Here is a 13136-nt window from a genome sequence, read left to right on the forward strand (position 1 = left end):
GTCTTTTCATCATTATTATTACGCCTTTAAGCAGGACACAAAATTAAATAATATTATCATTTTTGTAGAATTTATTTTGGCAATTTTCGTTTTCTTATCTCTGCGACTAACATATAATGGTATCTTTTTATTGATTTTTGTAGATTTTATTATTAGTAACCGTAATCAATATGACTTTCGTGACTATTTAGTCTGGGTAGTAGTTGTTGTATTTTTACTTTTTTTACTTGTAATCACAGACTATTCAATTCTTAGCCATTTTATAACCTTACCAGATTTAACAATTTACTTAAATTTCTTACCCATCAATATCGGGCCAAAATTATTAGTTTGGAAAAACTTTATTACCATTGTAAATTTGACCTTATTCATTTTAATTCTAATTTATTTTGCTATTTACCAGTTAAACCAAGAAAATGATATTCAAAACAAATTGGCTTTAGCTTCCAAAGCCAACTATGAATTAAAAATTACGCTGCTTTGTCAGAATATATCGCAAAAGATCGTGAAAGAAAACGCATTGCACGTGATATACATGATTCTGTGGGTCACGCACTCACAGGTATCGCTGCTGGAATTGATGCTACTTTAGTTTTAATTGATATTAATAAAGAAGAAACCAAAAAGCAGTTGGAGAAAATTCAGATTGCTGTTAAACAAGGAATTAAAGATGTGCGTAAAGCACTAAACCGTATTCGTCCAGGAGCATTAAATCGCTACACCTTACAAGAATCCTTAAAAAAAATGCTAAAAGAGTATTCAGACATCTCTCGTATTAAAATTGATTTTTCTTATCATTGGGGATCTGCTGACTTTGAAAAGACGACTGAGGACGTGGTTTTTCGCATTATTGAAGAATCAATTACCAATTCACTTAGACACGGGCACGCAAGTCAAGTTTCTATTGTATGTACTTTGCCCAATAAAAATACTTATCAAATGGTAATCAAGGACAACGGCACAGGAGCCAAAAAAATTATACCAGGCTATGGTATTACGCAAATGAAAGAAAGGGTTGCTATTATCAATGGCAAAATCAGTTTTGACGGACATGATGGTTTTAAAATAGTAGTTGATATTCCAGCAGAGGGTGATACATATGATTAAAATTATGATAGCCGATGACCAACAATTAATAAGAGATTCACTAAAGATTATTCTTGAGGTCAATAAAGATTTTTCTGTTACAGATACTGTTGCAAATGGACAAGAAGTATTAGAAAGCATTAAAAAGAAAAAACCCGATATTATTTTAATGGATGTACGCATGCCTGTAATGGATGGAACAGTTTGCACAAAATATGTTAAAGAAAAGTATCCAAATATTAAGGTAATAATTTTAACTACTTTTGATGATGATGATTTTATTTTTAGCGCTTTAAAATATGGAGCTTCAGGTTATTTATTAAAAGGTGCATCAACAAAGGAGCTCTATAATGCGATCAAAACAATATATCAAGGTGGTGCAATGATAAACCCTGATATTACTGAAAAAGTTTTTCGTCTTTTTTCAAAAATAGCACAAGCTAATTACGCTATTCATGTTAACGATAAAGACACGCAGAATTTTTCTCAACATGAATGGTTGGTAATTCAGCAAGTTGGTTTTGGACTTTCTAATAAAGAGATTGCAGCCAAATTGTTTTTATCAGAAGGAACAGTTCGTAACTACATTTCAAAAATTTTAGATAAATTACAGTTAAGAGATCGTACACAATTGGCGATTTGGGCTGTTCAAACTGGAGTTACAAGCGAAAATATTAAGGACGATAATGAAACACAGAAATAAAATTATTACATTTATTTGTTTAGTTACCCTAATTGTTTTGGGAATTTTCTATTGGTACCATCATTTGCAGCAAAACGAGAAAACCTTAACAATCGGACTTTATACCAGTAGCAGTTGGAATGTACCAAATGGCCATCAATATAAAGTAATCGATTATGCAATTCGTAAATTTAAACAAGAACATCCTGAAATCAAAATCAAATATGAAAGTGGCATTCAACAGGATGATTACCGTAACTGGTTAAGTGAAAAAATCATTGAGAATAAAACTCCAGATCTCATTATTGTTCCTAATAGAGATTTTAACGCTTTGGCCAATGAGGGTACATTTAAAGATTTATCTTCATTTATGTCACAAGATAATATTAAGCCCTCAACGTTTTACGCCAGTGCACTTAAGGCAGGAAAATATGGCAATCAGCAACTTGCATTGCCTTATGAAGCTAATCCTACTTTAATGGTAATGAATAAGACATTGCTGGAAAAATTTAAAATGAGTACACCTAGTTATAATTGGACACCACAGAAGTTTTATAAACTATGTCGTAAAATTACTTATTCAAACACTAAAAAGAAATATTATGGTGTAACTATGAATTATAATTGGCAAGATGCTCAATACGCCTATGGAGCAAAATTATTTAATACAAATGATGGAAAAGTTGAATTGACATCTGATCGTTCCAGACGAGCTTTCACCCTTATTGAAAATATTGTTAATGACCAGTCTACTTTTAATGTTACTTCACAATTATTCGATAAAGGTCGTGTAGCTTTTATGCCATTAGGACTTGCCCAGTATCGGACTTATACTTCTTATCCTTTCCATATTACCCGCAATAATAAATTTTTATGGGAATGCACCAAAATGCCTAGTATCAAAGGAATCAAAGCAACCCCAATTGAGACCACAATGTTTGCTATTTCGAGTAAAGCTAAAAATACAAAAGGAGCTTGGGAATTTATGAAATTACTCTGCACTAATAAAACCGTACAAAAAGAAGTAATGAAAACTAATATGGGATGCTCTGTTTTACCTGCTGTTGTAAACAATAAAAAGACTCAAAAAATTCTGGACGAAAAAGTAATTAGCTTTCATAATCTAACTATTAAAAAGCTCGACTTAATAATGAAAGACGGTACAAGTCTACCAAAATTTAAAGATTACAATGACAAGTCTGAAAAATTAGATTACAAAATACAAAATGCGTTAAAAGCTGGTAATTTAGAGACTCAGTTATTTAACATTCAATTACAAGTCAATCAAAGCGAAACAAATTAACTATTATTAAAAAATACACTTTTAAGATTTAAAAGTGCATTTTTATTTATCTCCCTATCATAGTTTTTCTGGCCATTTTCTTACTTAAGATATTCTAATATCTGCTCAATATTTACTTCTTTTTTATCTTCCGGAATATTCTGATTATTTAGAATTTCAATTGCTTGCTGTACTAATGAATAAATTTGCTTATCATCATTACTGTCAATAATGAGATAACTTATTTTAAAGTATGATTCCAAGTTTGAAGTATCTTTTTCTTCTAAAGCTTTTTTAATTAAAAACCTAAAAATAGCCTTCATATTACGTGTCTTTTTACGCTTTTCCTGTTTTTTATCATAAACGGGCAAAAATAGTGCAACACAAACAGCTACAATTTCGGCAAGCACTGTCACCCATTCTGACAAAGGTCCTATACTCATAGTCTCGCCTCCACAATTATTATACAAGTATTGGTTAAAAGTAAAGCGAGATTTTTTTACTCAATAAATACTTATAACAGCAAATACATTTCATATGTATTCATTTATATAAAAAACTTTAACATTTTATTCCTATATGCGATATGATTATATTAAAGAACTGATTGTATTATTGAGGAGGTAAAATATGCAGTACAAAAAACCTTTTAATAAAAAATGGTGGTTTTGTGTTATTGTTATTTTTATAACTTTTTTTACTAATTTTGTTTCTGGTAACACAGGTATGCAAGATGCACAACAAACTGTTATTGCCAAATCTACCAAAGTAGTAAAAAGTAATGCGAAAAAAGTAGTTACTGAAAAAGTAACTGTTAAAAGAAGAAGAGCTACTCGCAAAAGAAAGTCAGTTGCAAAAAGAAAGCAAAAAAAGCGGAAAGGTGTCACCAAACGTAATATACGCAAAGTCTATATAGCTCCTAATTCAGGGAGAAGATACCATTTTAATCCAAGTTGTCGTGGTTTGCGCAGAGCGCATGGAAACATAACCAAGATATCATTAAAAAAGGCTATTAATCAAGGTTATACCTTATGTAAATGGGAAGATTAGGGAGAAGATTAAATAATGATCAAAATCGGTTTTAGAAAGCCTAGTTTAAGAAGGTCTATCTCTGCCAGAACAAAAGGAAGAGCAAAGAGGGCTATAAAAAGAGTTATTATTCCCAACTATGGTAAACGTGGAATGGGTTGGGCCCATCCAAAAAGAAAGCTATATAATACAATTTATCATAAGACTACCTTTGATACTCGTAAGTTATTTATTCATGACAGTTCTAGAAAAAATAAATAAGCATTTGGAACTATTTTTAAGCAGTATAAGCTGAGTTATCAAAATAAGCAAAGTATGACTGCCGCCAAAAGCACAAATTCGATATTTTTTTAAAAAACCGAAAAAATTAAAAACTAATCGTAATTTGTATTTTATTTTCAGAGTATAGCTATATAAAAAAAGACTACTAAATCATCGTTTTTAACATATTCAGCAGTCTCTTTTTATTATATTGAAGTTTTTAAATTAATTAATTCATATTACAAAATCTTGAAATAGGTTAAGCCAACTACTACTACCATCATCGCAATAATTAACATTGCTGCATGTTTACCATTAGTCTTCTTTAAGATGTAGTAAACCAAAACAGTTATCAGTAAGCTTAACAAACCTGGCATAATCTTATCAAACATTGTTTGCAAGCTAATGACATTGCCACCAACTTTATTAGAGACATTAGAATGAACCACAATTTTTAATGGTGTTTTGACCTTAATAACCGTTGAAATCAAAGCGCCAACCACCATTAGTCCTACTACATTAGCCATTGTGGAAATACGCTGAATAACATCGTTTTGTTCGTTATTATTTAAAAAATCAATGCCCTTTTTATAACCAAATGAGACGGCATAGTATCTTGCCCCCATGTTAATTACATTGTAGAGAATAAACATTAAAATCGGGCCAAAGATACTGCCACCAAAAGCAATTGAAGCACCAATACTACCAACGATTGGCAGCCAGGTAAATTTGATCAGACTATCGCCTAAACCAGCTAATGGCCCCATCAAACCGGTTTTTAATGGATTGATCCCATCTTTTTCATCGGGAGTCGTTGTCTCCTCCATCGCAGCTGATAATCCTAAAATCACGGCATCGAAGTTAACGTGAGAATTATAGAAAACCAAATGCCGCTTCATAGCTTCTGATAAGTCTTTTTTATCAGGATAAATCTTTGCCAGAGCCGGTGCGATTGCCCGCATAAATCCTACACCTTGCAGTGTTTCATAGTTTAGGGTAATGCGCATTGTATTGAGTCGCATAAACATGCGCCAAATATCTCTATTGTTCAATTTATGTTCTGGCGCAGTTAATTTTTCTTCACTCATAGGTCATAGTCCTCCTCATCGTCTTCTTCAGCGCTATTTGAATTGTCGACTTGAGTTTTTGGTGAAACTTGAGCTTTAGCACTGGGCTCACGAGTTGCTCTTTCGTATAAGAAAGCAAACACCAAAGCGATCAATGTAATTGGTAATATATCCAATTTTAAATAGGAAGATAAGACGAAGCCTAAAATAATAAACATCCATAATTCACCTTTTTTAAGCATTGTCATCATTAATAGTGCAATACCCACTGAAGGAATGATGGAGCCTGCCGTACTTAAGCCATTAATGATAAATTTAGGCAGGTCATTTATTGCTTGTTGAATGGCACCGGCACCAAATTGCAGAGCCAAAAAAGTAGGGAATGCGCAAGCAAAACCGTATAAAAATGCAGGTGGCCATGTTAGCCAAAATGTACCTTTAACGTCTGCGTTATCTGCTAGCCGTTTAGCCCAGCCATTAAGAGAACAGTTAATTGTTTCGATTAAAACAAGTAGTTGTTGCGCCAAAATTGAAGTTGGGACAGCCAGTGTAATGGCAGTTGCCACCATTGTCGAAATATTGCCACTAGTGTTACCCATTATTGCAAGTGAAGTACTAATCATCGTACCGGTAATGATATCTGGAGCCATATAAGCACCAACATCACCAATACCCATCCACATAACTTCAAGTGTTGCGCCAATAATAAGTCCGGCTTGCAAATTGCCTAAAATAATACCCACAATTGGTGCAATTAACAAAGGCCGCCTGAACATCTTTGTACTGACGTTATCAATCCCTAAGAGAAAGGCCAAAGCCGTTAAGATAAAGACTTTCATTTTTGTAAAACCTCACTTAATTTAACGGCTCCATCTGTTGGAACCATTTGAATCTCTATATCTACTCCTAAATCCAACAATTTCTCCAGTGATTTCTTTTCCTCATCAGTTAAGAAAACAGCTTTGGTATATTGTTTACGTTCATCGTTGCCGCGAATGCCACCAATATTTAATTTCGGTATCTGATAACCACTGTCAACAATCTTTTCCACCGTAAATGGAGAGGCAAACAAAAGCATGGTTCTCCTTGTTACCGGGTTGTGAGGAACAATTTTTAAAAATTTTTCAGTCGAAAAAATATGTAACTTAACATTACGCGGAACGCTCATTTTTAAAACATTCGATTGAATTTTGTCCTTAGCAACTTTATCATCGACAATGATTACCTGCTCAATCTGCTTAACATTGAGCCAAGTTGTTACCACTTGTCCGTGAATTAAACGATCATCAATTCTATAAAATTCCACTGCCATCTTCGTCTTGCTCCTCTTCTTTAAATCTTTCTGAAATATTCTGAAATCCCATGTTGTAGGACTTCTCAAGTGATTCTGCTAGTTCAGCCAAACTGCGATTACGATTGGTAAATAAGTCTAACAGCATTGGCAAATTTAACCCGCTTAACACCAAGATATTTTCTTTTTCTAAGCAAAAGGTACCACTGACATTTGACGGGGTGCCACCTAAAATGTCGCAAATAATGATGGTACCATTACAGGTGTCAAGTTCATCATACATTTGATTCATTTTTTCTTTTGCTTGGTCCAAGTTCATGTTTTCAGTCACAGCCAAATAAGCACAATTATCTTGCTTACCTACAATCATTTCTGCACTACGCAGTGCTTCTTTTGCCAAGTAGCCATGACTAGCTAAAATCACCGCAACTGCGGTATTTTTATCTGCCATTTTCATTCCCCTTTTCTAAGTAAAAATTTCTGGCATGATTAATTTCTGTCATAGTTAAGTTAAAATGTTGTTGAAAGTAGTTTTCAGGAGTACCAAAAAGCTCGTATATTTTATTGATTGCCGCTTTAATGTAACTTTCGCGCGTGTCAATCATAGCCATTAAATAATCAAGATATGATTTTTTCTGAACCAGTTTATGGTACAAGTCATACTTTAGCTGGTTTCTTTCTTTGCGAATAATCTTAGTCAGCATATAATCGCGCACAATATCTTCTTCTTTGATGTTCAAAAGCAGCAATATCAGCATTGAACCAAAACCGGTTCTATCTTTGCCACCACGACAATGATGGAGCAATGGCAAAGCTTCTCTGCGCACAACAGCTTTTAGCATTCTGCCATATGCTTTTTGTGCAATTGGTGAGGTCACCAGGTCCTCATAACTTTCAATGACATTTTCGCCCCGATCGTTAATATACTTTTCTGGGACCTCGCCATTTTCCAAAGACTGCACCAATTTTTCATTTTCACCTTTTAAATCAACTACATTAGCTGCAGCCTCAGAAAAACTTGACTGTGGATCACAATTGAGAATTTGTAAAACTGTAGGCAAATATTTATTGGGATGATACTGTCTTTCATGTGGTGAACGATAATCAACAATTGTTTGTAAGTTATAATTTGTTAATATTTGCTGGTCATTTTCATCCAGTTTTGATAACTGATCTCCGCGAAACAAAACACCCCATTTTAAAAAGCGTCCGTCTTTGGCTGCATATCCGCCCATATCTCGAATATTTATTGCATTTTCAAGTGGAATAACTCGTTCAGCAAAGATATTCGTCGCAAAATGTGAATTAGTGCTTTTGATAATATAGTATTTGGGTAAATCCTTTCGTGGGATTTTAACTGTAAAATCACCGCTTGAGCTTTCCGCTATAACCTTTTGAATTTTTTCAGATTCTGGCACGTCACCCATTAAGAGTTGATAAGGTCCACCATTTTCATTTTGTAATTTAATAGTCAGCTGATCGCCATCACGCTTCATATAAATGTTTGGTAAAATGTATGGTTGCTTTTTCATTAGCTTTTGATACCCCTTTCATTACTGATAATACTACAAGAAAATATTTTTCGCAATTTATTTTTAAAGAAAATTATTTTCATTTTTGACAAAAAGTAGTACAATGAAAAAGAGTAAATCTATCCGCTTACAACAAACTTTAAGGCTTTCTTGGGAAGAAATTATTTTGAATCCGCTTATAGCAATCCAAAAAAAATATTTAAATTTTTCTAAAAATGAAAAAGTTATTGCCAATTATATTTTGCAAAACAGTCCTCAAATAAATAATATGAAAATTACTGAACTGGCCCATCACACTTCTACCTCTATTTCTACTATTACTAGGTTCGTTAAGAAAATCGGATGTCAAAGTTATTCCGACATGAAAGTTAGCATTGGTCACCATTTGATTAATACTGTTCCTAAACAAAAAGATGACATTTTAAGTGAAGTTTTTACTTTTTATCAAACAGTCATTAAAAATACTCAGCAAATGATAGATCAAAGTCTAATCAAGCAGTTTATTGCGTTGTTAAAAAAGCAAGAACATATTATTGTAATTGGTTCCAGTAGTTCTGGTGTCTCTGCTGCTACATTTGGTCTGAGACTTATGCGCATGGGATTTGATGCCCAGAGCTTCAGCGATCCTAATTGGATGGAAATGCGTGCTAGTATTGCCCAAAGTAATGATATTTTTTTAGCTGTATCAAATAGCGGTACAACTGACTGCATTGTTAAAACACTGACCTTAGCGCAGAAACATCACGCAAAAATTGTTTCGATTACCAGTTATCTTGAAAATCCGGTTGCCCAACTTAGTGACTTGATTTTTCACGTATATAATCCGCGATTTGCTAATAACGAGAAATTTATTAATTCCCAGTTTTCGAATATGTACCTAATTGATATTTTGACTTCATGCTTGCAAGAAGAAACTGATTTACAAGAGTCAATGCTTACTACTAGAAAAGCTGTGGGCGATATTTAGTAATAAAGCAATAAAAAGGACGTAATTATAAAAATTACGTCCTCTTATTATTCTGATAGTAAATACGTATTATTTACTTCCTTCAGCTCTCGACTTATAGGAACCTTCAGCTGTATTAATAACCAGCTCCTCGCCTTCTTTAATAAAGTCGGGAACTTGCACTACTAAGCCGGTTCCCATTGTGGCTGGTTTACCAGAACCAGTAACAGTAGCACCTTTAATGCCTGGTTCAGTATGAGTTACTTTCATCGTTACAGTTGACGGTAATTCAACACCCAGCAATTTACTGTTATTGGCAAATTCCAACTGAACTTCAATATTAGGCATCAAATAGAGTTTGTCATCACCTAATTGTTCACTTGAAACTTCATACTGTTCATAAGTTCCTGTATCCATGAAAGTGTAAATATCACCCTCATTATAAAGATATTGTGCGTTTTTCTTAGTGATATCAACTAAATCCACTTTCTCAGTCGGGCGCATAGTCTTATGAACCACAGCACCACTTTCAACGTTGCGCAAATCCATTTGCATAACGGTGTTGCCCTTCCCGGGCTTATGGTGGTTAGCTTTCAAAACTCGAATTAGTTTGCCGTTTTGACTAAAAACCATACCTTTTTTTAAGTTAATTGCTTGTACCATTTTTTACTCCCTTAAATCCATTTATTAAATTAATTACTGACTTCAGGAAACCACGCCGGAGGTAAAGCAAACTTTTTTATTAATAATAAATAAATCTCATTCATAATGATTAGTATAGCAAAATTTGGACTTTATCAACACCATAAAATCAATCATTTTAAATAAACTAAAAAGTTGAGACTTACATGTTAACTTGAGTTCCAACGTTTTGCTTTACAGCATTATCATAAATGGACTTGGTGGCCATTAGATCTTGTGCTGCTATACCAACCGTTTCAAAGAAAATTATTTCGTTATCATTTTCGCGTCCTGTCAATTCACCGCTCACGACTTGACCAATTTCCCCAGTAAAATCGGCATTAGAAACCAAGCCTTTATTTAACGGAATAATTATGTCACCCGATTCAGCCAAAACAGCGTCTTTGGAATCAAAATAAATTTTATCCGCTTTAGCAACTAGTTCCGCTGGCGTTTCTTCCATTTGTGGTTGATAGGCACCCACACCGCAAATGGTAGCACCTTGCTTAATAAATTGAGCGTCATAAACTGGTTTAATTGACGGCGTGACAGATATGACCACATCTGCATCCTGTACCGCTTCATTTCCAGTGTCAACCGCCGTGATTTTGGTGTGGTATTGTGCCAAGTCCTTTTGCATTTTTGCGGCAAACTTTTGAGCTCGCTCAAAATCAAGGTCACTCACGACTACCTCATTCAGGTCTCGCACAATCAGCATGGCTTCAAGCTGCGTTGCCGCCTGTCCGCCAGTACCAATTAAGGCACCCTTTTTACAATTCTTTTTTGCCAAGTACTTGATTGCAACTCCCGAAGCAGAACCCGTACGCAATTGGGTCACATAATTACCGTCCAATATAGCATTAACTACACCGGTTTGGGCATCGATATTTAGAACTTGGGCATTAATAGATGGCAATCCATGACTAATATTTTCAGGAAACATATTCAATACTTTCACGCAGGCAGCTTCGTAATCTTCACAAAAAGCGGGCATACATAAGAAAGTATCCTTACCATTTTGCTTAAGAATTTGAGTTCTTAATGGTACATCTACTTTACCGGCAGAGAAGTAACGAAAAGCGTCACTGACCGCAGCAATGCAATCTTTTAATGAGTAACATTTTTCAATATCACTTCTGTTTAACAGTAACATTTACCCTTCCTCATGTTATCTCTCAATATCATGATTCTAAAGCCTATTATAAATTAAAGCTATACCCAGCACATATTAAATTTGTTTAAGATAAATTTTGTCAATAACGTGGCCAGCAGCTTTATGTAAAATCAAACTGGCACGCTGTTTGGTAGGGGCAATATATTCTCGTAAATTAACCAAATTAACCATTTGCCAAGTTTCTTGTGCAAATATGAGAGCTTCATCCCGCGGCCCATTAGCCATTTCATAATAAAAATTATGTGGATTATTTTTATTTAGCTCCATCAGTCTGACAAAGCGCTGCATAAACCATTTTTCAATCAAGTCTTCTGGTGCATCAATATAAATTGAGAAATCAAAAAAATCGCTGGTTACAATTTGACCATTAGTAGGTAGTTGCAACGTGTTAATTCCTTCAATAATTAAAATATCAGGCTCACGTACGTGACCATATTTTCCGGGAACAATATCACTTAACTCTTGAGAATATAGTGGGTAAACAATATCCTTCTTGCCACTTAAGACATCTTGTAAAAAATTGATAAGCAAGTTCATATTATAACTTTCAGGAAAACCTTTGCGATCGGTTAAATTGCGCCGGGTTAATTCTTGATTGGAATAAATAAAACCATCTGTAGTCATTAAATGCACTTTTAAACCTGGATATGAACGACTAAGTAATATTTGCAAAAGCCGTGCAGTAGTTGACTTTCCCACTGCTACAGAACCTGAAATTCCAATAATAAAGGGTGCGCTTGCAACTTTTTGGTGTAAAAAACTGCCTTGCTTTTGCTGCAAATTTCTTTTCTCTTGATAGATCAAATAAAGATACTTAATTAAACTGCCATATACTTCTTGTACATCAGTTAAATTGATAATATCTCCTAAAGATTTAATTTTGGCTAATTCATCTTGAGTTATCTTAACCGGTTCAGTGGCAGACAGTGACTGCCATTCTTCTCTATTAAACTGTAAATAATTTTTCATCCTAGATATCCTTGAATTTTAATTCTTATAATATAGTAAAATAAAAGTATAAAGTTCTTTAATTAATTTCCTTAATCATACAGAAAGGCAAAACTATGAAAAAATAATCTTATTTGGTGACTCCCTGTTTAATGGTTACCGTGCTGGTCATGATACTAACGTAATAACGGCTAGAGTGCAAAAAGAATTTGTTGGTCAAGCTCAAATTAGCAACTTATCCTTAAGTTGTGCTACAACAGTTCAAGGCAAGCAACGCTTAAACTTAATTCCAACAGATTCTGACATAGTGGTCCTTGAATATGGTACAAACGAAATGTCTACTGGTTGGGGCATCAGTAGCGAAGAGTATGCTGCAAATCTTAACAACATGGTTAAAAGTATTGGGGCAACGAAAATAATTATTGTAGGTCCTGCTTATGAGGATCCTAATAATAAGTATATTATGCAATATTACAACCACCAAAATATGACGATTTATAATCAAATTGCTGCAGATTGTGCCCGCAAATATAACATTCCTTTCATTAACTTGATCGCTAATTTTTGTCAGTTAGAAAATTTATCTTCGTACTACCAAGAAGATGGTCAGCATCTTACACCTGCAGGAAATCAAATTTTAATTAACCTGGTAGTAACGGCAATTAAACAAAAACTTGCACAATTGTAGTGCAAGTTTTCATCTTATAAATCCTTATACATCATTACATGCTTAATATCAGCTTCTGTAAAAAGCTCACCTTTAGTATGGTAGCCTAAAAAGTCGTAGAAGGGTTTAGCCTGCCATTGTGCATGACAATAAAGGCGGTCAACCCCCTGATTACGCAAGTATTCGTGAACCTGAGTCATCATTTTGGTACCCAGTTTTTGCCCGCGGGCTTCTGTAGCAACTGCTACTCTACCTAACATCCACTTGTCTTTTTCTTGAAAAATGCGGCAAACAGCCAGAGCGTTTGTTTTTTGATCATTCAGTAAATAGACTTGAATAGCGTCCAAATCTTCGTCATCCAGCTCGGGTACAGTAATTTCCTGTTCCGTTACAAATGTATCTATCCGCAAACGAGCAACACAAAACATTTCCCGTCCTGTCATTTGTGCAACTGTTTTAAACGTAAATTTTTCACTTTCAGTCATAGAAT

General features: G+C 34.2%; 17 protein-coding genes and 1 pseudogene. 8 read left to right on the forward strand and 10 right to left on the reverse strand.

Annotation, left to right across the window (positions count from 1 at the left end; all coding sequences use genetic code 11):
• The 4 genes and pseudogenes from Q0K80_RS04615 to Q0K80_RS04630 all read left to right on the forward strand — a co-directional run.
• Positions 1–592 (forward strand): annotated as a pseudogene (locus Q0K80_RS04615) (hypothetical protein); the annotation flags it as partial.
• Positions 481–1107 carry a sensor histidine kinase gene (locus Q0K80_RS04620; RefSeq protein ID WP_294603710.1) on the forward strand — a complete coding sequence of 209 codons (627 nt, stop codon included), beginning with the start codon at positions 481–483 and terminating at the stop codon, positions 1105–1107. The pseudogene Q0K80_RS04615 and the gene Q0K80_RS04620, both read left to right, overlap by 112 nt.
• Entirely contained in the window at positions 1100–1789 is a 690-nt protein-coding gene (locus Q0K80_RS04625; protein WP_294603712.1) for a response regulator transcription factor, read from the forward strand. The genes Q0K80_RS04620 and Q0K80_RS04625 overlap by 8 nt, the downstream gene beginning before the upstream one ends.
• Positions 1773–3071, forward strand: coding sequence for an extracellular solute-binding protein (locus Q0K80_RS04630; RefSeq protein ID WP_294603714.1), 1299 nt, complete (start codon positions 1773–1775; stop codon positions 3069–3071). Before Q0K80_RS04625 ends, Q0K80_RS04630 begins: the two co-directional genes overlap by 17 nt.
• Positions 3072–3151: 80 nt before the next feature.
• Here the strand turns inward: Q0K80_RS04630 and Q0K80_RS04635 are convergent, their stop codons facing one another.
• Positions 3152–3493, reverse strand: coding sequence for a hypothetical protein (locus Q0K80_RS04635; RefSeq protein ID WP_294603716.1), 342 nt, complete (start codon positions 3491–3493; stop codon positions 3152–3154).
• A gap of 187 nt (positions 3494–3680) precedes the next feature.
• Here Q0K80_RS04635 and Q0K80_RS04640 point away from each other — a divergent pair, with 187 nt between their 5' ends.
• Positions 3681–4100, forward strand: coding sequence for a hypothetical protein (locus tag Q0K80_RS04640; RefSeq protein WP_294603717.1), 420 nt, complete (start codon positions 3681–3683; stop codon positions 4098–4100).
• 18 nt (positions 4101–4118) lie between these two features.
• On the forward strand, positions 4119–4340 hold the full coding sequence (locus Q0K80_RS04645; RefSeq protein WP_365935118.1) for a hypothetical protein: 222 nt from the start codon (positions 4119–4121) through the stop codon (positions 4338–4340).
• 239 nt (positions 4341–4579) lie between these two features.
• Here Q0K80_RS04645 and Q0K80_RS04650 read toward each other — a convergent pair whose 3' ends face one another.
• The 5 genes from Q0K80_RS04650 to Q0K80_RS04670 are packed head-to-tail and all read right to left on the reverse strand — an operon-like array spanning position 4580 to position 8230.
• Positions 4580–5428: a PTS system mannose/fructose/sorbose family transporter subunit IID gene (locus Q0K80_RS04650; RefSeq protein WP_294603719.1), complete on the reverse strand. Its 849-nt coding sequence runs from the start codon at positions 5426–5428 to the stop codon at positions 4580–4582.
• Positions 5425–6246 (reverse strand): PTS sugar transporter subunit IIC, encoded by an 822-nt coding sequence (locus Q0K80_RS04655; RefSeq protein ID WP_294603721.1) that lies wholly within the window; start codon positions 6244–6246, stop codon positions 5425–5427. Before Q0K80_RS04655 ends, Q0K80_RS04650 begins: the two co-directional genes overlap by 4 nt.
• Entirely contained in the window at positions 6243–6719 is a 477-nt protein-coding gene (locus tag Q0K80_RS04660) for a PTS sugar transporter subunit IIB (RefSeq protein WP_294603723.1), read from the reverse strand. The genes Q0K80_RS04655 and Q0K80_RS04660 overlap by 4 nt, the downstream gene beginning before the upstream one ends.
• Complete coding sequence (locus tag Q0K80_RS04665) at positions 6700–7149, reverse strand: PTS sugar transporter subunit IIA (protein WP_294603724.1); 450 nt, start codon at positions 7147–7149, stop codon at positions 6700–6702. The genes Q0K80_RS04660 and Q0K80_RS04665 overlap by 20 nt, the downstream gene beginning before the upstream one ends.
• The gene (locus tag Q0K80_RS04670) at positions 7139–8230 is read right to left on the reverse strand and encodes a tyrosine-protein phosphatase (protein WP_294603725.1); all 1092 of its coding nucleotides are present in this window, start codon (positions 8228–8230) and stop codon (positions 7139–7141) included. The genes Q0K80_RS04665 and Q0K80_RS04670 overlap by 11 nt, the downstream gene beginning before the upstream one ends.
• A 103-nt stretch (positions 8231–8333) precedes the next feature.
• Here Q0K80_RS04670 and Q0K80_RS04675 point away from each other — a divergent pair, with 103 nt between their 5' ends.
• Positions 8334–9197 (forward strand): MurR/RpiR family transcriptional regulator, encoded by an 864-nt coding sequence (locus Q0K80_RS04675; protein ID WP_294603726.1) that lies wholly within the window; start codon positions 8334–8336, stop codon positions 9195–9197.
• Between the two features lie 69 nt (positions 9198–9266).
• Here Q0K80_RS04675 and efp read toward each other — a convergent pair whose 3' ends face one another.
• The 3 genes from efp to coaA form a co-directional block, all read right to left on the reverse strand.
• On the reverse strand, positions 9267–9839 hold the full coding sequence (efp, locus tag Q0K80_RS04680) for an elongation factor P (RefSeq protein ID WP_294603728.1): 573 nt from the start codon (positions 9837–9839) through the stop codon (positions 9267–9269).
• Between the two features lie 181 nt (positions 9840–10020).
• Complete coding sequence (locus Q0K80_RS04685) at positions 10021–11010, reverse strand: ornithine cyclodeaminase family protein (RefSeq protein ID WP_294603731.1); 990 nt, start codon at positions 11008–11010, stop codon at positions 10021–10023.
• A gap of 75 nt (positions 11011–11085) precedes the next feature.
• Positions 11086–12000, reverse strand: coding sequence for a type I pantothenate kinase (gene coaA, locus Q0K80_RS04690; protein WP_294603732.1), 915 nt, complete (start codon positions 11998–12000; stop codon positions 11086–11088).
• Positions 12001–12106: 106 nt separating this feature from the next.
• Between coaA and Q0K80_RS04695 the strand changes: the two genes are divergently transcribed.
• Entirely contained in the window at positions 12107–12667 is a 561-nt protein-coding gene (locus tag Q0K80_RS04695) for a GDSL-type esterase/lipase family protein (RefSeq protein WP_294603768.1), read from the forward strand.
• Between the two features lie 14 nt (positions 12668–12681).
• On the opposite strand, the gene Q0K80_RS04700 is transcribed toward Q0K80_RS04695, so the two are convergent.
• The gene (locus tag Q0K80_RS04700; RefSeq protein WP_294603733.1) at positions 12682–13131 is read right to left on the reverse strand and encodes a GNAT family N-acetyltransferase; all 450 of its coding nucleotides are present in this window, start codon (positions 13129–13131) and stop codon (positions 12682–12684) included.
• Positions 13132–13136: the final 5 nt, after the last annotated feature.

It is taken from the genome of uncultured Lactobacillus sp. (genome assembly GCF_945290125.1).
GTDB lineage: Bacteria > Bacillota > Bacilli > Lactobacillales > Lactobacillaceae > Lactobacillus > Lactobacillus rizhaonensis.